We start from the raw sequence: 18,422 nt of genomic DNA, 5'->3' as shown, positions 1-18,422 counted from the left end.
TGGGGCCAGTCGAAACAGACTAGCCCCTGCTACGCAAAATCGCACTCTCCCTTGATGATTTTCATAATCGGCAGGCCCAACGCCGTTGCTAGTATCGAGCCACCGCCAAGAACAATAAGGAAAACGCCATGCCGTACTTCCCCGGTGTCGAGAAGGTTCGCTTCGAAGGCCCCCACAGCGATGCTTCCCTCGCCTTCCGCCACTACGACGCCAACAAGCTCATCCTCGGCAAACCCATGCGCGAACACCTGCGCATGGCCGCCTGTTATTGGCACACCTTCGTCTGGCCGGGGGCAGATATGTTTGGAGTGGGCACCTTCAAGCGGCCGTGGCAGCGCAGTGGCGACCCGATGGAACTGGCAATCGGCAAGGCGGACGCCGCCTTCGAGTTTTTCTCCAAGTTGGGCATCGATTACTACAGCTTTCACGACACGGATGTCGCCCCCGAAGGCAGCTCGCTCAAGGAGTACCGCCACCACTTCGCGCAGATGGTCGATCATCTGGAGCGGCATCAGGAACAGACCGGGATCAAGCTGCTGTGGGGCACCGCCAACTGCTTCAGCAACCCACGCTTTGCCGCCGGCGCCGCCAGCAATCCGGACCCGGAAGTGTTTGCCTACGCCGCCGCCCAGGTGTTCAGCGCGATGAACGCCACCCTGCGGCTCAAGGGTTCCAACTATGTGCTGTGGGGCGGCCGCGAGGGCTATGAAACCCTGCTCAACACCGACCTCAAGCGCGAGCGCGAACAGCTCGGGCGTTTCATGCGCATGGTGGTGGAGCACAAGCACAAGATCGGCTTCAAGGGCGACCTGCTGATCGAGCCCAAGCCCCAGGAACCGACCAAGCACCAATACGATTACGACAGCGCCACGGTGTTCGGCTTCCTGCATGAGTACGGCCTGGAACAGGAAATCAAGGTGAACATCGAGGCCAACCACGCGACCCTGGCCGGGCACAGCTTTCATCATGAGATTGCCACCGCCGTGTCCCTGGGGATCTTCGGCAGTATCGACGCCAACCGCGGCGACCCGCAGAACGGCTGGGACACCGACCAGTTCCCCAATAGCGTCGAGGAAATGACGCTCGCCACCTATGAAATCCTTAAAGCTGGCGGGTTCAAAAATGGCGGCTATAACTTCGACTCCAAGGTGCGTCGCCAGAGCCTGGACGATGTGGACTTGTTCCACGGGCATGTGGCCGCCATGGATGTACTGGCCCTGGCACTGGAACGCGCGGCGGCGATGGTCGACAACGACCGGCTGCAGCAATTCAAGGACCAGCGTTATGCCGGCTGGCAGCAGCCGTTGGGGCAGGCCGTGCTGGCGGGTGAGTTCAGCCTGGAATCACTGGCCGAGCACGCGTTTTCCCATGAGCTGAACCCGCAGGCGGTGAGTGGTCGGCAGGAGATGCTTGAGGGTGTTGTGAATCGCTTTATCTACCGGTGACCGTGTTTGTCTAGAGTCTTCCAACAACAATAAAAGGACGCACAACCATGAAACGTACACTCATCGCCACTGCCCTGGCCCTGCTCGCCTTGCCCGTCATGGCCGACTCAGCGCACCCGAAAATCGGCTTCTCCATCGACGACCTGCGCCTGGAACGCTGGTCCCGCGACCGCGACTACTTCGTTGCCGCCGCAGAAAAACTCGACGCAAAGGTCTTCGTGCAATCAGCCGATGCCAACGAGCAGAAGCAGATCTCGCAGATCGAAAACCTGATCTCCCGTGGCGTCGACGTGATCGTCATCGTGCCGTTCAATGCCACAGTGCTCACCAATGCCGTCGCCGAAGCCAAGAAAGCCGGAATCAAGGTGGTGTCCTATGACCGGCTGATTCTCAACGCGGACATCGACGCCTACATCTCCTTCGATAACGAAAAAGTCGGCGAGATGCAGGCCAGCGGCGTGTTGCAAGCGGCGCCCAAGGGCAACTATTTCCTGCTCGGCGGCGCGCCCACCGACAACAACGCCAAGGTGTTGCGCGAAGGCCAGATGAAGGTGTTGCAACCAGCCATCGACACGGGCGACATCAAGATCGTCGGCCAGCAGTGGGTCAAGGAATGGAACCCCATTGAAGCCCTGAGCATCGTCGAAAACGCCCTGACCCGGAACAACAACAAGATCGACGCCATCGTCGCCTCCAACGACGCCACTGCCGGCGGCGCGATCCAGGCCCTGGCCGCGCAGAAGCTGGCGGGCAAGGTGCCGATTTCCGGGCAAGACGCCGACCTCGCCGCAATCAAGCGCGTGATCGACGGCACGCAGACCATGACCGTGTACAAGCCGCTCAAACTGATCGCCACCGAAGCCGCCAAGCTCTCGGTGCAACTGGCGCGCAATGAGAAGCCCACCTACAGCTCGCAGTACGACAACGGCAGTAAAAAGGTCGACACCATCCTGCTGACCCCGACGCCATTGACCAAGGCGAACATCGACCTGTTGGAGAAGGACGGGTTCTATACCAAAGAGCAGATTGCCGGGCAGTGACCGCCATGGCCGACTACCTGTTGCAAATGAACGGCATCGTCAAACGCTTTGGCGGTGTCAACGCGCTAAACGGCATCGATATCCAGGTACGGCCGGGGGAATGCGTCGGCCTGTGCGGCGAGAACGGTGCGGGCAAATCCACCTTGATGAAGGTGCTGTCGGCGGTCTATCCCCACGGCACCTGGGAGGGCGAAGTCCTCTGGGACGGGCAGCCGCTCAAGGCCCATTCCATCAGTGAAACCGAGGCCGCGGGCATCGTGATCATCCACCAGGAACTGACCCTGGTGCCCGACCTGTCGGTGGCTGAAAACATCTTTATGGGCCACGAACTGACTCTGCCGGGTGGGCGCATGAACTACCCGGCCATGTTCCACCGCGCCGAAGCGCTGATGCGCGAGCTCAAGGTGCCGGACATGAACGTGGCACTGCCGGTGTCGCAATACGGCGGCGGCTACCAGCAACTGGTGGAAATCGCCAAGGCCCTGAACAAGCAGGCACGGCTGTTGATTCTCGACGAGCCCTCCTCGGCCCTGACCCGCTCGGAAATCGAGGTGCTGCTGGACATTATCCGTGGCCTCAAGGCCAAGGGCGTGGCCTGCGTGTACATCTCCCACAAGCTCGATGAAGTGGCGGCAGTCTGCGACACCATCGCGGTGATTCGCGACGGCAAGCACATCGCGACCACAGCCATGGCCGACATGGACATTGCGAAGATCATCACCCAGATGGTCGGCCGCGAGATGAGCAACCTCTACCCCACCGAGCCCCATGCGGTCGGCGAGGTGATGTTCGAAGCGCGCAACGTCACCTGTTATGACGTCGACAACCCCAAGCGCAAGCGCGTGGACGATGTGTCCTTTGTGCTCAAGCGCGGGGAGATCCTCGGCATTGCCGGGCTGGTCGGCGCCGGGCGGACGGAACTGGTGTCGGCACTGTTCGGTGCCTACCCTGGCCGCTACAGCTGCGAAGTGTGGCTGGACGGCCAGGTGATCGACACGCGCACGCCGCTCAAGTCGATCCGCGCCGGGCTGTGCATGGTGCCCGAGGATCGCAAGCGCCAGGGCATCATCCCCGATCTGGGCGTGGGCCAGAACATCACCCTGGCGGTGCTCGACACTTACGCCCACATGACCCGTATCGACGCCGAAGCCGAACTGGGCAGCATCGACCAGCAGATCGCGCGCATGCACCTCAAGACTGCCAGCCCGTTTTTGCCGATCACCAGCCTCTCCGGCGGCAATCAGCAAAAAGCCGTGCTGGCGAAAATGCTGATGGCCAAGCCCAAGGTGCTGATCCTCGACGAACCCACACGCGGCGTCGACGTGGGCGCCAAGTATGAGATCTACAAGCTGATGGGCGCACTGGCGGCCGAAGGCGTGGCGATCATCATGGTCTCCTCGGAGCTGGCCGAAGTGCTCGGCGTGTCCGACCGCGTGCTGGTGATCGGCGACGGCCAGTTGCGTGGTGACTTTATCAACGAGGGACTTACGCAGGAACAGGTGCTCGCCGCCGCGCTCAGCCAACACAACAATAATGATCGGAAGACCGCGTAGATGAATCAGGTCAAACACCTTTTCACCCGCTACAAAATGCTCGCCCTAGTCATCGCCGTGGCGGTGATCTGGGTGTTTTTCAGCTGGCAGACCGAGGGGGGGTTCCTTACACCGCGCAACCTGTCCAACCTGCTGCGGCAAATGTCGATCACCGGGATATTGGCGTGCGGCATGGTGCTGGTGATCATCAGCGGTGAGATCGATTTGTCGGTGGGGTCATTGCTCGGTTTGCTCGGCGGGTTGGCGGCGACCCTGGATGTGATTTATCACATACCATTGCTGGCCAACTTGAGTCTGGTGGCGCTGTGCGGGTTGATGATCGGGCTGGCCAACGGCTACATGACGGCCTATCTGCGCATCCCGTCATTCATTGTCGGCCTGGGTGGGATGCTGGCGTTTCGCGGGATTCTGCTGGGGATTACCGGCGGCACCACCATTGCGCCGGTGTCGCCATCGTTGGTGTATGTGGGCCAGGGGTATTTGCCGCATTCGGTGGGTATCGGGCTGGGCGTGCTGTTGTTTGCGCTGACGGTTTTTTTGACCTGGAAACAGCGGCGCAACCGCGCGCTGCATGGCTTGGCGACGCATTCCCTGGTGCGTGACCTGGTGCGCGTGGCGGTGATCGGCGCCGTACTGGCCGGGTTCGTCACGACCCTCAACAGCTATGATGGGATTCCCGTCCCCGTCTTGCTGCTGTTGGTGTTATTGGGCGTGTTCAGCTACGTCACCAGCCAGACCGTATTTGGCCGTCGCGTGTATGCGGTGGGCAGCAATATGGAAGCCACGCGTCTATCCGGCATCAACGTACAGGCGGTGAAGTTGTGGATCTTCGGCATCATGGGCGTGATGTGTGCACTCGCCGGTTTGGTCAACACGGCTCGTCTGGCGGCCGGCTCGCCGTCGGCGGGGAGCATGGGTGAGCTGGACGCCATCGCCGCGTGTTTTATTGGCGGCACATCAATGCGTGGCGGCTCGGGCACGGTGTATGGCGCGTTGCTCGGGGCGTTGGTGATCACCAGTCTGGACAATGGGATGTCGATGCTGGATGTGGACAGTTATTGGCAGATGATTGTGAAGGGCAGCATCCTGGTGCTGGCGGTGTGGGTGGATGTGAGCACGCGCACGGGCAGACGCTGACCGCCTCACTTGCCCAGCAACACCGCCCCGTCCCCGACCTGCCCCAACCGATCTCCCGGATTGCGCAGCGGGCAGTCATCCAGGGACAGGCACCCGCAGCCAATGCACCCGTCGAGTTGGTCGCGCAGTTGCGTGAGGCTGTTGATTCGCTCATTCAACATGTCTCGCCAACGCGTGGAAAGCCGCGTCCAGTCCTTGGCCGTCAGCGGTCGCCCCGACGGCAGTTCCTCCAGTGCAGCCTTGATGGTTGCCAATGGAATCCCCGCGCGCTGTGCCACCTTGATCACCGCAATGCGGCGCAGCACATCACGGTGGTAGCGCCGCTGATTACCTGGGCTGCGTTGACCCTGAATCAAACCCTTGGCTTCGTAAAAATGCACAGTCGCCACGGTCACCCCGCTACGCCGCGCCAACTCGCCTACCCCGAGGGGGATGTGCACATCGATTTTCGGTTCCATCGGCGGCTTGACCTCATCTATACATGAGGTCTTATAAAGAGTGTCGGCCTGCCCTGGCAAGCCTTCATTCCTTTGACATGGAGTCTCCATGAACACAACGCAAACCTCTCCCTCCAACTGGGCCGCCTTGCTGTCCGGTGCAAATGGCGTACGGTCACTGGCCCTGGCAGGCGGCGTGGTGCTGCATGCGATCAACGTCTACATCGCCACCACGATTCTGCCGTCAGTGGTCAAGGATATCGGCGGCATCGACTACTACGCGTGGAATACCACGCTGTTTGTCGCCGCCTCGATCCTCGGTTCAGCGTTGTCCGCGCGTTTGCTTGGTCGCCTGGGGCCGCGTGGTGCTTATCTGGTTGCCAGCCTGGTGTTCGCCGGCGGAGCCTTAGCGTGCGCGTTTGCGCCTTCCATGCCGGTGATGCTGGTCGGACGGCTGGTACAGGGCCTGGGCGGAGGGTTCCTGTTTGCGCTGTCCTACGCGATGATTCGCCTGGTATTCGACGAACCCTTGTGGCCACGCGCAATGGCGTTGGTCTCGGGGATGTGGGGCGTTGCGACGCTGGTCGGGCCAGCGGTGGGCGGCGTGTTTGCCGAACTGGGCATCTGGCGGGCGGCATTCTGGTCGTTGATTCCGGTGGCCGGGTTGTTCGCCGTGCTGGCCGCAACCGTACTGCCTAAGCGCAGCACAGAGAGCGTTAAACCCACACCGTTGCCGCTCACTCAATTGTGGCTGCTGACGGCAGCGGTACTGGCGGTGTCGGCCGGCAGTGTCTCTTCCACCCTGCCCCTGAACCTGTTGGGGCTCGCAGCGGCAGCAATGTTCACGGCGCTGCTGATCTTCACAGAAAGCCAATCCCGCCATCGACTGCTGCCCGCTGGAGCCTTTCGGCTCACCACCGCGCTTGGCGCGCTGTACGCCACGATGTCGTTGTTGGCGGTCGCTGTGACCAGTGGCGAAATCTTTGTACCGCTGTTTCTTCAAGTCCTGCACCACCAGTCACCGCTGGTGGCCGGTTATCTGGCAGCACTGATGGCGGCCGGCTGGACGCTGGGGTCAATCGCCAGCGCGGGAATGACAGGCGCGAATGTTCGTCGCGCGATCCTGGCCGGGCCGATCCTGGGTGTTGTCGGCATGCTGGCGCTGGCTCTTTTAATGCCTCGCGAAAGCAATGGCGGTGCGCAGACGCTTACGCCGATTTGCCTGGCCCTTACCCTGATCGGCCTGGGAGTGGGCCTGGCCTGGCCGCACTTGCTGACCCGGGTATTCCAGGTGGCACCCGACGGCGAACAGGACCTGGCTTCTGCGTCGATTACCACGGTGCAACTGTTCGCCACCGCGTTTGGCGCAGCACTGGCGGGCATGGTAGCGAATATCGCGGGCCTGACTGAACCCGGCGGCATTGAAGGCACAGCAAGCGCTGCGGTGTGGTTGTTCGGGGTGTTTGCGCTGGCGCCGGTGATGGGTATTCTGATTGCCAGGCGGGTCGTTCAACCGATCGGTTAGCGGCCGTTGATGCTTGACAGCCGACTAAAAAATGTAACAGCTGCTTCGGTCTTCATTCTCATAGCGCCACGACTGGATAATGCCTTCACCCGAGACGAGCACGGAGTATCGACAGTCGCGGATCCAGGTCACGAAGTAGCGCTGGCTGTCGCCCTCCTTCACTACCTGGTCATAGACCTTTTTCTTGTTGACCGGGGACCAATAGGAATCGCCACAGCCACGGCTGCAATCGTCATAGAGGTGGGCATCGAAGCGTGTGCCGACAAACGCGTTCCTGACGCCCGTCCATGCCGAGTGAGACGGCGCACAGCCCGCCAGTAACGTGGCCAACAAGGCGATACCCATGATTGTTTTCAAAGCGTTCTCAACCGAGCATTTCCCTATTGATTGACTTGACTGTGTTCGCTCGCTGGGTGAGCGTGCCAAGTTCCTCTGAGTAGAGCAAGCGAAGTCAAGACTTGTGCCCGTTCCTGACGCAAATGTGGGAGCTGGCTTGCCTGCGATTGCGGTGTATCAGAACCAAAAAGGTTGACTGACACTCCGCTATCGCGGGCAAGCCCGCTCCCACAGTTGACCGCGTACTGGATTGAGTTATTTGGAGACGGGCATGGCAAATTCGGCGCCTTGCTCGATGCTCTCCGACCAGCGCTGCATGATCGACTTCTGCTTGGTGTAGAAGCGCACGCCTTCGGTGCCATACGCGTGCATGTCGCCAAACAGGCTCTTCTTCCAGCCACCGAAGCCATGCCAGGCCATCGGCACCGGGATTGGCACGTTGATGCCCACCATGCCCACCTCAATCCGCCGCGCAAATTCACGGGCGATGTTGCCGTCACGGGTGAAGCAGCTGACGCCGTTGCCGAACTCGTGATCGTTGACCAGCTTGATCGCCTCGGCAAAGTCATTCACACGCACACAGGCCAGCACCGGACCAAAGATTTCTTCGCGGTAGATGCTCATTTCTTGGGTCACATGGTCGAACAGCGTCGCGCCCAGCCAGAAGCCGTTTTCCAGGCCCGCTTCGGTGGGCACGTAGTCACGCCCATCCAGCAGTAATTGGGCACCGGCCTGTACGCCTTGCTCGATGTAGCCGCTGATACGCTCCAACGCTGCGCGGGACACAATCGGGCCCATCTCGGCTTTCAAATCACGGCCGTCGGTGATGCGCAGTTGCTTGGCGCGTTCGGTCAGGGCGGCGATGACTTTATCGCCCACATCGCCTACCAGCACGGCGACGGAAATCGCCATGCAGCGCTCGCCAGCACTGCCGTAGGCGGCGCCCATCAGGGCGTCGACGGTTTTTTCGATATCGGCGTCGGGCATCACCACCATGTGGTTTTTTGCGCCGCCCAAACCTTGCACGCGTTTGCCGTTGCGGGCGCCGGTTTCGTAGATGTATTGGGCAATCGGCGTGGAGCCGACAAAGCTCACGGCCTTGACGTCCGGGTGTTCGATCAGCGCATCCACCGACTCCTTGTCGCCCTGAACCACGTTGAACACGCCTTTGGGCAGGCCGGCTTCACGCAGCAGTTCGGCCATGAACAGCGAGGCGCTTGGGTCGGTCGGGCTTGGCTTGAGGATGAAGGTGTTGCCCGCCGCGATGGCGATCGGGTACATCCACATCGGCACCATCACCGGGAAGTTGAACGGCGTGACACCGGCCACAACGCCCAGGGGCTGGCGCATCGTCCAGTTGTCCATGCCACGGGAAACCTGGTCGGAATGCTCACCCTTGAGCAGGTTGGGAATGCCACAGGCGAACTCGAGAATGTCGATGCCCCGGTCGACTTCGCCCTGGGCGTCGGTGAAGACCTTGCCGTGCTCAGCGACAATGATGCGTGCCAGGGCGTCCTTGCGTTCGCGCAGCAGGTGCAGGTATTCGAACAGCACGCGGGCGCGGCGGATTGGCGGCGTATCGGCCCAACCGGCAAACGCGGCTTGGGCGGCGGCAACGGCTTCGGACACGGTCTGGCGGCTGGCCAGGGCGACGCGGCCGGTCTTTTCGCCGGTGGCGGGATTGAAGACGTCCTGATAACGATCATCGCGGGACACGCGTTGGTCGTTGATGTAATGCTCGATTGTCGTTGTCATGGCAGTAGATCCCGGGTGGGTAGCGTTGGGGATCACGATAGGCTTTCGCTTTGTTCCAAACCAGAGCAGAATCCAGAACTTATTGTCCACATACGCGAACAATCTGCACATGGAAAAGGCTGAAATCGAAGGGCTTTGGACTCACATCCACTGGCTGTCAGTACTGGAAGAACAAGGCACCTACACCGCCGCCGCCGCACGCCTGGGCGTGAGCAAGTCCGCCGTGAGCCAGCGTATTTCCGACCTGGAAAAGGCCACCGGCACGCGGCTGGTGACGCGCACCACGCGCAGTGTGCGGCTGACCGATGCGGGGCTGTCGTTGACGCGCGAAGTGCGCAGCGCTTATGAACAGATAGCCCGCAGCTTTTCGTCGGTGCGCGACTCGGTCGGGGAGATTCGCGGGCTGGTGCGGCTGACAGCACCTGTCGCGTTTGCCCGTCAGCAACTGGTGCCGCATCTGTCTGAGTTCTTGCAGCAGTACCCACAAGTGCGTATCCAACTGGACGTATCGGACGCCCTGAGTTCACTGGCCGCCGAAGGCTACGACCTGGCCGTGCGCCACGGTTTCCAAGTGCCGGAAACCCATGTGGCCTGGAAGCTGTGTGACACCGGCTCGGTACTGGTCGCCACCCAGGATTACTTGCAACGCCACGGCGAGCCGCGCGAACCTGGCGATCTTTCTACACATAACTGCCTGTTCTACCCACGCGGCACCGACCAGCCCGCCTGGACCTTCGAGCGCGGCACTAAAAACGTCGAACGCCTCACCGTGCCCATTGCCGGCAGCTTCGCCACCAACAACAGCGAAGCCCTGCGCGATTCGGCGCTCAATCATCTGGGCATCGCTCTGCTTCCGGACTTCAGCGCCCACGCCGCGCTATCCAATGGCACGTTGGTGCAGGTGCTTAAGGGCTGGACGCTCAAAGGCGCGTTTGCCGATGAGATCTACCTGATCCGACCATATTCGCCACATGTGCCGAAGGCGGTGAGTGTGTTGGTCAGTTATTTGAAGGGCAAACTGTCCGGTGGGTTTCGATACACGGCCCATTAATGGCCCGACCAAATTAGCACCAAGTGGATCTTTTTGAGGAACCAATTGGGCCGTAGCATTCTCTTGCGGCCACAACACTCCAGGCCGTGGCAGCGTCATCTCAAGGGCTCCCTCGTGGGGAGTGTTGATCATCATGAACTGGAACATCGTCCCCTCCACCGCCTTTCAAACCACCGCTGCGGTGATGTCCGCCATTGCCCTGCTTGGCTGCCAACCGCCCACACGGGCTGACTTCATCAAGTACCCGTCATTACAGCAACGCTGGTCGATGATCTGCGACCCGCGCAGCAACATTGCCGAGGCAAATGTGGAAGGCTGCGAGAATTTTCATGCGTGGCAAACAGCAAGCCAAGGGCCGGTACTGGGTAATCTGATGAATCAGAACCTGGGCAAGTAAGACGCCAGCTTTTTTCTCGAAGGATATTGCTCAGCAGAATTAAAAGTCCATAATGGACAAATTAGTTTATCTGCGGAGACACCGATGTCCAGCACACCTCATGTGATCCATCACGCCCAGGCCCGCGAGCTGCTCAGCCAGATCGATGTACCGCAGATCCTGCGCAAGCTGTTCCGCGACCTGGCGAACGAGCAAGCGGTGCAGCCAGCGCAGCAACGGGTGGAGTTCCCGCAAGCCGCAGGCGACTTCATCAACTACCTGGGTGTATTGGCCGAAGATGGGGTGTACGGGGTCAAGACCTCGCCCTATATCGTGCGTGAGCAAGGCCCTCTGGTGACGGCATGGACCTTGCTGATGTCGATGCAGACCGGCCAGCCCCTGTTGCTATGCGATGCAGCCGAACTGACCACGGCACGCACGGCCGCGACCACGGCGCTGGCAGTGGACGCATTGGCGCCGTTATCCGCGCGACGCCTGGCGATCATCGGCAGTGGCAAGGTGGCCCAGGCGCACCTGCAGTATGTGAAAGGTTTCAGGGATTGGCAGAGCATCAACGTGTATTCGCCCAGCCTGGCCAATGCATCCGCCGAGGCCATCGCGCAGCTCAAGGGCCTGGACCCACGTGTGGTCATCGCCAACAGTTGCGCGGCGGCAGTGGAAGGCGCCGATGTGATCCTGCTGTGCACGTCGTCAGCCGGGCCGGTGCTCGATCCGACGCATTTGAGCAAACCGGCGCTGATCACCTCGATCAGCACCAACGCCCCTCGCGCCCATGAAGTGCCGCCACACAGTCTCAACACGATGCAGGTATTCTGCGACTATCGCCGCACCACCCCTGGCGCGGCCGGTGAAATGCTGATCGCCGCCGAACAGTACGGTTGGGACCCGCGCACCGTGGCCGGTGACCTACCCGAATTGCTCAGCGAACAGGTACAGCGCCCGACCTACGACCGCCACGTGTTCTTCCGCTCCATCGGCCTGGGCCTGGAAGACATCGCCCTGGCCAATGCCCTCTGGAGACAGCTATGAACCCTGCAGACTTCATCATCATCGGCGGCGGCATTGCCGGCGCGTCCACGGGTTTCTGGTTGTCGCAGCACGGCAAGGTGTTGGTGCTGGAGCGCGAAAGCCACCCGGCCTATCACTCCACCGGGCGTTCAGCGGCGCTGTATACCGCCGCGTATGGCACCCCGCAGGTGCGTGCGCTGACCCTGGCCAGTCGTGAGTTTTTCGACCACCCGCCCAGCGGTTTCTGCGAACACCCACTGCTGACGCCACGCGGCGAGTTGACGGTGGATTTCATCGGCGATGCGGCCGAGCTGAACGCCCAGTACCTGAGCGCCAAGGCCACTGTGGCGCAGGTGCAATTGCTCAGCGCCGACGAAGCCTGTGGGAAGCTGCCGATCTTGCGCCGCGAAAAAGTCCACGGTGCGCTGTATGACCCCACCGCCAGCGACATCGACACCGACGCCCTGCACCAAGGCTACCTGCGTGGCATCCGCCGCAACGGCGGTGAGGTTCGCACCGACAGTCATGTGCTCGGCTTGAGCCGCGACGCCGACGGCATCTGGCACGTGCAAACCCAGGATTCAACCTGCACCGCCCCCGTCATCATCAACGCCGCTGGCGCCTGGGCCGACCACATCGGCGGGCTCGCCGGCGCCGCGTCCATCGGCTTGCAGCCCAAGCGGCGCTCGGCGTTCATCTTCGCCGGCCCCGAAGGCGTCGACAGCCACCACTGGCCAATGCTGGTGGCGCTGGACGAATCCTTCTACATGAAACCCGACGCCGGCATGTTCCTCGGCTCACCGGCCAACGCCGACCCGGTCGAACCCCAGGATATCCAGCCCGAAGAACTGGACATCGCCATGGGCATCTACCAGATCGAAGAAGCCACCACCCTGACCATCCGCCGCCCGACCCGCACCTGGGCCGGCCTGCGCAGTTTTGTACACGACGGTGATTTGCTCTCGGGGTTTGACCCGATGATACCGGGCCTGTTTTGGGTCGCGGCACAAGGCGGCTATGGCATCCAGACCTCACCGGCCATGGGCCAGGCCAGTGCGGCCTTGGTACGCGGCGCGCCGCTGCCGGAGGCACTGACGCGGTTCGGCCTCGACGCTGGTATGCTCTCCCCTGCCCGCCTGGAGCCCCATTGATGAACACCGCTGAACAAGACAAGGTCATGCAGAACTTCCGTGCAATGGCCGACGCCATCGCCACGCTGTTCTTCCCCCACGCCGAAGCGGTGCTGCACGACCTGCGCTCGCAAAAAGTCGATTACATCGCCAACAACCTGTCCAAGCGCAGCATCGGTGATGACTCGGCGCTGGAGGACATGCTCGACGCTGACGTCAGCGAAGTGAACATCGGCCCGTACGAAAAGCTCAACTGGGACGGTCAGAAAATCCGCAGCCTGAGCACCGTGCTGCACGACCACAAAGGTCGTCGCCTGGCGGTGCTGTGCATCAACCTGAATATTTCATTGTTCGAAAACGCCAAGGCGGCGCTGGACCTGTTCCTGTCTCCGAGCAAACTGATCCCGCAACCGGACTCGCTGTTTCGCGATGACTGGCAGGAGCGCATCAATACCTTCCTGCATGCGTGGATGCGCGAGCGCCAGTTGAGCCTGAACCTGCTGACCCGTGACCACAAGCGCGAGCTGGTGCTGGCGCTGCATGCCGAGGGGGCGTTCAAGGGCAAGAGCGTGTCGAACTATGTGGCCAATGTGCTGGGCATGGGGCGGGCGACGGTCTACAAGCATTTGAAAGAATTGAAGGGATAACGTGAGCGGGCAAGCCCGCTCACCACAAGGGTGCGAATAGGCTGTGCGACAGCGCTAGTCGCCGTAGATATCAGACTTGAAGTACTGCTGCGAAATCTTCTGGTATTCACCACTGGCACGAATACCATCGATGGCCGCATTCAACTCGCCCACCAACGCCGTATTGCCCTTGCGCACCGCAATCCCGGCGCCCTCACCCACGTATTTCGGGTCCTTGAGTTCCGGGCCGACAAACGCGTAACCCTTGCCGCGTGGCATCTGCAGGAAGTCGTTCAGGGGAATGGTGTCGGCAAAGATCGCATCCAGGCGGCCGGCCGCCAGGTCCATGTAGATCTCTTCGTTGTTGCTGTAGCGCTTGACGTTGATGCCCTTGGGTTCGAACACCTCGGTGGCATACCGGTCGGTGGTGGTGGCGCGCTGCACGCCGATGGTCTTGCCCTTGAGGCTGGCGTATTGGTCATCCACCACGGCGCCGTCCTTCATCACCAAACGCGATGACGTGAAGTAGTACTTGTGGGTGAAATCCACTGACTTCTTGCGGTCTTCGTTGATGGTCATGGACGACAGGGCCATGTCGATTTTCTTCACCTTGAGGGAAGGAATCAGACCGTCGAACTCACCTTCTACCCACACACACTTGACCTTCATCTGCGCGCACAGCGCATTGCCGATGTCGTAGTCGAAGCCGACGATCTTGCCTTCCTGCGTCTTGGACGCAAATGGTGGGTAAGCGGCCTCGATGCCAATGCGCAGGGTTTTCTCGGCAGCCATCACATGGCTGGAGGCAAGCAGGCCCAAGGTCAGGGCGGTGATGAGGGAACGCTTCTTCATGGGGGTGTTCTCGCAAGTTGTTGTTGGTTTGGCAAGCCTGAAGAAAGAGATGAAGCTATTTTTTGTACTTATAATTCCATATTGGACTTTTACGTCTTGATCGTCAATCACGCTGCATGACGGTGCAACACCCATGACTTTTTTGCACAACGCACCGGTGTTTTTGAGCGTTCTGCTCTGATTTCTGCGTGCCTATACTCGGTCCAGCCTCTCGGTTCAGCCGAGGGAAAGTCCCACAACAATAATTAAGGACAGCCACCATGACCCAGCCCTTCCTGGCCGCTCGGGATTTTCTGCTCGCTCACCGCACCGACTACGCCACCGCCGTACGGGATTTCCGCTGGCCGCAACTGGGCGAATTCAACTGGGCCCTGGACTATTTCGACGCGATGGCCGAGGGCAATGCGGCGGATGCGCTGTGGATCGTCGAGGAAGACGGCAGCGAGCAACGCTACAGCTTCCAGCAACTGGCGACGCGCTCCAACCAGGTGGCCAGCCACCTGCGCGCCCTCGGCGTGTGCCGGGGTGATCGCGTGCTGCTGATGCTCGGCAATGACGTGGCGTTGTGGGACACCATGCTCGCCGCGTTCAAGCTTGGCGCGGTGGTCATCCCCGCCACAGCGTTGCTGAACCCCGATGACCTGCGTGATCGCATTGAGCGCGGGCAGGTACGTCACCTGGTGGTGGGTGAAGCGCATGTGCACAAGTTCGCCGGGCTGGCGGACGGTTGCAGCCGCGTCTGCGTGGGAGCTGCACCTACCGGTTGGGTCGCGCACAACGCGGCCTTTGAGCACTCCGAGCAGTTCGAGGCCGAAGGCCGCACCCTGGCCACCGACCCGATGTTGCTGTACTTCACCTCCGGCACCACGTCCAAGCCAAAGATGGTGCTGCACAGCCACCAGAGCTACCCCGTCGGGCACCTGTCGACCATGTACTGGATCGGCCTGCAACCGGGCGACCTGCACCTGAATATCTCGTCACCGGGCTGGGCCAAACATGCCTGGAGTTGCCTGTTCGCCCCGTGGAATGCCGGCGCGTGCATCTTTATCCATAACGTCGCACGGTTCAGCGCGCCGGCCCTGCTCAGTGCCTTGGAACGCTACGGCGTGACCAGCCTGTGCGCGCCGCCCACGGTATGGCGCATGCTGATCCAGGAGGACCTCGCCAGCTACAAATCACGCTTGAGCCTGCGCGAATTGGTCGGCGCCGGCGAGCCGCTGAACCCGGAAATCATCGAACAGATCCAGCATGCCTGGGGCCTGCCGTTGCGTGATGGCTTCGGCCAATCGGAAACCACTGCGCTGGTGGGCAACACGCCCGGACAGTTGCTCAAGCCTGGTTCCATGGGTCGCCCGTTGCCGGGTTATCAGGTTGCGCTGCTCGACCCGGACGGCAATCCCGGCAACGAAGGCGAAGTCGCCCTGCCCCTCGACGTGCGCCCGCTCGGCCTGATGCTCTGCTATGAAGACAGCCCGGAGAAAACCGCCGAGGTCATGCGTGACGGCTACTACCGCACCGGCGACACCGCGCAGATCGACGCCGACGGCTACATCACCTTCGTCGGTCGCGCCGACGATGTGTTCAAGGCCTCCGACTACCGCATCAGCCCGTTCGAGCTGGAAAGTGCCTTGATCGAACACCCGGCGGTCATGGAAGTGGCCGTGGTGCCGAGTCCCGACCCGTTACGCTTGGCGGTGCCCAAGGCGTTTCTGATCCTGGCCCACGACGAACCGGGCAGCCATGAACTGGCCCGGCATATCCTTGCCTTCGCCCGCGAAAACCTCGCCCCCTACAAACGGGTGCGACGTATCGAATTCGTCACCGAACTGCCCAAGACCATCTCCGGGAAAATCCGCCGCGTGGAGCTGCGGCAGATGGAGGTGGTGCGACGCCAAAGCGACACGCGGGGTGAACAGGAGTATTTCGAAGAGGATTTTGCCTGACCGGTCAGAAGTCCACCGTGGCCGACAGCTGCAAAGTGCGCGGATAGCCTGGCGAAAACGCGCCATACGACGCCACGCCCGACCAGTACTCACGGTCAAACACGTTCTGCACGGTCGCGCGGAAGGTGGTTGGCCGGCCTTCGATCTTGGTCGCGTAGCGCGCGCCGGCATCGATGCGCGTCCACGAATCGAGTTCCTGGGTGTTGGCCTGGTTGACGTACTGGCTGTCGGTGTAGATCGCACCGCCGGTGAGGGTGAAGCCTTCCAGCCACGGTGTGTCCCACTCGGCCCAGAGGTTGGCCTGGATATCCGGCACGCCGACCGGTTTGTTGCCACGGTTGGCGGCGGTCGCGGACTGGGTCAGCTCACCGTCGAGGAAGGTCACGCCGCCCATCAAGCGGGTGCCGGGCGCCACTTCGCCGAACATGCTCAGTTCGAGGCCACGGTTACGCTGTTCGGCCTGCACTGAATACACACCGTTGGCACCCAATTCGCCGCTGGGCTTTTCAATCTGGAACAGCGCCACAGTGGTCATGAAGGTGCCGTGTTCGTACTTCACGCCCACTTCGTGTTGCTTGGATTCATAGGGTGCAAACGTCTCGCCGGCATTCGCCGCCGTGCCGGGGGCGATATCACCTTTGCTCAAGCCTTCGACATAGTTGTAGTAGAGCGACACATCCTCCCAAGGCTTGACCACCACCCCCACCAACGGCGTGGTGGCGTTGTCTTTGTAGCGCGAGCTGACCACGCCGGTGGCGCTGTAGTTACGCGACTCGATGTCTTGGCGGCGTACGCCCAACGTCAGTTGGATACGGTCATCCAGAATCCCCAAGGTGTCGGTCAGCGCCACGCCGGACAGTTCCGATTCGGAGATGCGCAGCACCTTCGGCGTGTTGATCGACTGTTTGGGCGTGTCCACCGGGTGGTAGATATTGGAGCGGATCTCCGTGCCGTTGGTGATGCCCCGTGAGAGTTCATCCTGGTAACGGGTCGCCATCAATGTGGTGGTATGGGTCACCGGCCCCGTGGCGAACAGCCCGCGCAAGCCCACGTCAGCGGTCGAGCGGTCGACGTTGAATTTGTAGTACCCCGGAATATTGCTGGTATCGCCGGCCTCGTTGAGGATGCGCGGCACCTGGTCGGACATGCGCTTCACATCCGACTTGCCGCCACCGGCATGGGCGAACACGGTCAGGTTGTCGTTGAGGTCGTATTCGCCGCCGAGCAAGGCCGATTGCTCCTTGGTGTCGGACCAGCCCCATTTCTGCGGCAGGCTGGTGCGGCCATTCGGCGCGGACGGCACTTCCACTCCTGGCGCAAGGGTGAAGGGCCGCGAGGCGCCCTCCCAACTTTCCTTCTGGCTGATGTAGTCGAGGTTCAGGCGCAGGCGTTCGCCGCGATAATCCAGGGCAATGGCGCCGATGCCGACGTCGCGGTTCTGGTTGTCCACGGCGGTATCGCCGCCTTGCAGGCTGCCGTTGAAGCGCACGCCAAACTGGTTCTCGTCACCGAAGCGACGGCTGATATCCAGGTGACCGCCCACTTGTGTGTCCGAAGCGTAGCTGCCGGTGAAGCGCGTCAGATCCTGGTCCAGCGGGCGCTTGGGCACGATGTTGATCACCCCGCCGACGCCGCTGTTCGGTGAAATCCCGTACATCAACGCGCCCGGCCCCTTGAGCACTTCAACGCGCTCAGCGTACTCGGTAAACGCCCGGTAGTTGGGCGCCACGCCGTACACACCGTCGTAGGCCAACTCGCCCAGGTTGCCCTCGCCGATGGCAAAGCCCCGGATGAAAAACGAATCGACAATACCGCCAGTCTGGCCGGTTGAGCGCACCGAAGGATCCCGCTCCAACGCATCGGCCACGGTCACCGTTTGCAGGTCGGCCAGGGTCTTGGCGGTGTAGCTGGTGACGCTGAACGGCGTGTCCATCACGTCCTTGTTGCCCAGCATGCCCAAACGCGCGCCACGGGCGACCTGGCCACCGGCGAGCACCTCCGGCAAGTCGGTAGGGCCGTGGTAAACAGCGTTGACGTTCGTCGCGTCAAGGGTCAGGCTTTGCGCGCTGTCGTCGGTCGAAGCCTGGGTGGCAGCCCAGGTGTTGGTGCTGGCGGCGGCAAGCATCAGGGCAGTACGGACAGCGAGGGTTAACCGGCTGGCAACGGGCATGGCATCAGGGTCCTTTC

The 18,422-nt window shown here is 61.6% G+C and carries 16 protein-coding genes; 11 read left to right on the top strand and 5 right to left on the bottom strand.

The annotated features are described in order from the left end of the window. The first annotated feature begins 128 nt into the window (after positions 1 to 128). The 4 genes from xylA to H096_RS31425 are packed head-to-tail and all read left to right on the top strand — an operon-like array spanning position 129 to position 5,175. Positions 129 to 1,445, top strand: coding sequence for a xylose isomerase (gene xylA, locus H096_RS31440; RefSeq protein ID WP_033903111.1), 1,317 nt, complete (start codon positions 129 to 131; stop codon positions 1,443 to 1,445). Positions 1,446 to 1,492: 47 nt separating this feature from the next. Then, positions 1,493 to 2,485 (top strand): D-xylose ABC transporter substrate-binding protein, encoded by a 993-nt coding sequence (xylF, locus tag H096_RS31435; protein WP_033903110.1) that lies wholly within the window; start codon positions 1,493 to 1,495, stop codon positions 2,483 to 2,485. Positions 2,486 to 2,490: 5 nt separating this feature from the next. Further along, the gene (gene xylG / locus H096_RS31430; RefSeq protein ID WP_191983033.1) at positions 2,491 to 4,038 is read left to right on the top strand and encodes a D-xylose ABC transporter ATP-binding protein; all 1,548 of its coding nucleotides are present in this window, start codon (positions 2,491 to 2,493) and stop codon (positions 4,036 to 4,038) included. Beyond that, a complete protein-coding gene (locus tag H096_RS31425; RefSeq protein ID WP_033903108.1) occupies positions 4,039 to 5,175 on the top strand; it encodes a sugar ABC transporter permease in 1,137 nt (378 codons plus the stop codon). Positions 5,176 to 5,180: 5 nt separating this feature from the next. On the opposite strand, the gene soxR is transcribed toward H096_RS31425, so the two are convergent. Then, on the bottom strand, positions 5,181 to 5,633 hold the full coding sequence (gene soxR, locus H096_RS31420) for a redox-sensitive transcriptional activator SoxR (RefSeq protein ID WP_033903107.1): 453 nt from the start codon (positions 5,631 to 5,633) through the stop codon (positions 5,181 to 5,183). A gap of 88 nt (positions 5,634 to 5,721) precedes the next feature. Here soxR and H096_RS31415 point away from each other — a divergent pair, with 88 nt between their 5' ends. Then, on the top strand, positions 5,722 to 7,137 hold the full coding sequence (locus tag H096_RS31415; RefSeq protein WP_033903106.1) for an MFS transporter: 1,416 nt from the start codon (positions 5,722 to 5,724) through the stop codon (positions 7,135 to 7,137). A gap of 24 nt (positions 7,138 to 7,161) precedes the next feature. Here H096_RS31415 and H096_RS31410 read toward each other — a convergent pair whose 3' ends face one another. Continuing rightward, positions 7,162 to 7,482: a hypothetical protein gene (locus H096_RS31410; RefSeq protein WP_051422265.1), complete on the bottom strand. Its 321-nt coding sequence runs from the start codon at positions 7,480 to 7,482 to the stop codon at positions 7,162 to 7,164. A 246-nt stretch (positions 7,483 to 7,728) separates the two neighbouring features. After that, complete coding sequence (locus H096_RS31405; RefSeq protein WP_033903105.1) at positions 7,729 to 9,228, bottom strand: CoA-acylating methylmalonate-semialdehyde dehydrogenase; 1,500 nt, start codon at positions 9,226 to 9,228, stop codon at positions 7,729 to 7,731. 109 nt (positions 9,229 to 9,337) lie between these two features. Here H096_RS31405 and H096_RS31400 point away from each other — a divergent pair, with 109 nt between their 5' ends. The 5 genes from H096_RS31400 to H096_RS31380 all read left to right on the top strand — a co-directional run bounded on the left by H096_RS31400 (position 9,338) and on the right by H096_RS31380 (position 13,461). Then, the gene (locus tag H096_RS31400) at positions 9,338 to 10,279 is read left to right on the top strand and encodes a LysR family transcriptional regulator (RefSeq protein ID WP_033903104.1); all 942 of its coding nucleotides are present in this window, start codon (positions 9,338 to 9,340) and stop codon (positions 10,277 to 10,279) included. 133 nt (positions 10,280 to 10,412) lie between these two features. Further along, on the top strand, positions 10,413 to 10,676 hold the full coding sequence (locus H096_RS31395; RefSeq protein ID WP_218174485.1) for a hypothetical protein: 264 nt from the start codon (positions 10,413 to 10,415) through the stop codon (positions 10,674 to 10,676). Positions 10,677 to 10,760: 84 nt separating this feature from the next. Next, positions 10,761 to 11,705 (top strand): ornithine cyclodeaminase family protein, encoded by a 945-nt coding sequence (locus H096_RS31390; protein ID WP_033903102.1) that lies wholly within the window; start codon positions 10,761 to 10,763, stop codon positions 11,703 to 11,705. Then, complete coding sequence (locus tag H096_RS31385; protein ID WP_033903101.1) at positions 11,702 to 12,835, top strand: FAD-binding oxidoreductase; 1,134 nt, start codon at positions 11,702 to 11,704, stop codon at positions 12,833 to 12,835. The genes H096_RS31390 and H096_RS31385 overlap by 4 nt, the downstream gene beginning before the upstream one ends. Next, positions 12,835 to 13,461 carry a PAS domain-containing protein gene (locus H096_RS31380; protein WP_033903100.1) on the top strand — a complete coding sequence of 209 codons (627 nt, stop codon included), beginning with the start codon at positions 12,835 to 12,837 and terminating at the stop codon, positions 13,459 to 13,461. The genes H096_RS31385 and H096_RS31380 overlap by 1 nt, the downstream gene beginning before the upstream one ends. A 54-nt stretch (positions 13,462 to 13,515) precedes the next feature. Here H096_RS31380 and H096_RS31375 read toward each other — a convergent pair whose 3' ends face one another. Continuing rightward, a complete protein-coding gene (locus tag H096_RS31375) occupies positions 13,516 to 14,292 on the bottom strand; it encodes an ABC transporter substrate-binding protein (protein ID WP_033903099.1) in 777 nt (258 codons plus the stop codon). A gap of 260 nt (positions 14,293 to 14,552) precedes the next feature. Here H096_RS31375 and H096_RS31370 point away from each other — a divergent pair, with 260 nt between their 5' ends. Further along, entirely contained in the window at positions 14,553 to 16,235 is a 1,683-nt protein-coding gene (locus H096_RS31370; protein ID WP_033903098.1) for an AMP-binding protein, read from the top strand. A gap of 4 nt (positions 16,236 to 16,239) precedes the next feature. On the opposite strand, the gene H096_RS31365 is transcribed toward H096_RS31370, so the two are convergent. Continuing rightward, entirely contained in the window at positions 16,240 to 18,405 is a 2,166-nt protein-coding gene (locus H096_RS31365; RefSeq protein ID WP_033903097.1) for a TonB-dependent siderophore receptor, read from the bottom strand. Positions 18,406 to 18,422 lie beyond the last annotated feature (17 nt).

This window comes from Pseudomonas sp. FH1 (assembly GCF_000510895.2).
GTDB lineage: Bacteria > Pseudomonadota > Gammaproteobacteria > Pseudomonadales > Pseudomonadaceae > Aquipseudomonas > Aquipseudomonas azotoformans_A.
The sequence above is the reverse complement of the archived record's forward strand: the minus strand, read 5'-3'. Positions and strand labels throughout refer to the sequence as shown.

Coding starts and splice junctions, on each gene's coding strand:
- xylA (WP_033903111.1), top strand. CDS start 129: ATGCCGTACTTCCCCGGTGTCGAGAAGGTTCGCTTCGAAGGCCCCCAC.
- xylF (WP_033903110.1), top strand. CDS start 1,493: ATGAAACGTACACTCATCGCCACTGCCCTGGCCCTGCTCGCCTTGCCC.
- xylG (WP_191983033.1), top strand. CDS start 2,491: ATGGCCGACTACCTGTTGCAAATGAACGGCATCGTCAAACGCTTTGGC.
- H096_RS31425 (WP_033903108.1), top strand. CDS start 4,039: ATGAATCAGGTCAAACACCTTTTCACCCGCTACAAAATGCTCGCCCTA.
- soxR (WP_033903107.1), bottom strand. CDS start 5,633: ATGGAACCGAAAATCGATGTGCACATCCCCCTCGGGGTAGGCGAGTTG.
- H096_RS31415 (WP_033903106.1), top strand. CDS start 5,722: ATGAACACAACGCAAACCTCTCCCTCCAACTGGGCCGCCTTGCTGTCC.
- H096_RS31410 (WP_051422265.1), bottom strand. CDS start 7,482: ATGGGTATCGCCTTGTTGGCCACGTTACTGGCGGGCTGTGCGCCGTCT.
- H096_RS31405 (WP_033903105.1), bottom strand. CDS start 9,228: ATGACAACGACAATCGAGCATTACATCAACGACCAACGCGTGTCCCGC.
- H096_RS31400 (WP_033903104.1), top strand. CDS start 9,338: ATGGAAAAGGCTGAAATCGAAGGGCTTTGGACTCACATCCACTGGCTG.
- H096_RS31395 (WP_218174485.1), top strand. CDS start 10,413: ATGAACTGGAACATCGTCCCCTCCACCGCCTTTCAAACCACCGCTGCG.
- H096_RS31390 (WP_033903102.1), top strand. CDS start 10,761: ATGTCCAGCACACCTCATGTGATCCATCACGCCCAGGCCCGCGAGCTG.
- H096_RS31385 (WP_033903101.1), top strand. CDS start 11,702: ATGAACCCTGCAGACTTCATCATCATCGGCGGCGGCATTGCCGGCGCG.
- H096_RS31380 (WP_033903100.1), top strand. CDS start 12,835: ATGAACACCGCTGAACAAGACAAGGTCATGCAGAACTTCCGTGCAATG.
- H096_RS31375 (WP_033903099.1), bottom strand. CDS start 14,292: ATGAAGAAGCGTTCCCTCATCACCGCCCTGACCTTGGGCCTGCTTGCC.
- H096_RS31370 (WP_033903098.1), top strand. CDS start 14,553: ATGACCCAGCCCTTCCTGGCCGCTCGGGATTTTCTGCTCGCTCACCGC.
- H096_RS31365 (WP_033903097.1), bottom strand. CDS start 18,405: ATGCCCGTTGCCAGCCGGTTAACCCTCGCTGTCCGTACTGCCCTGATG.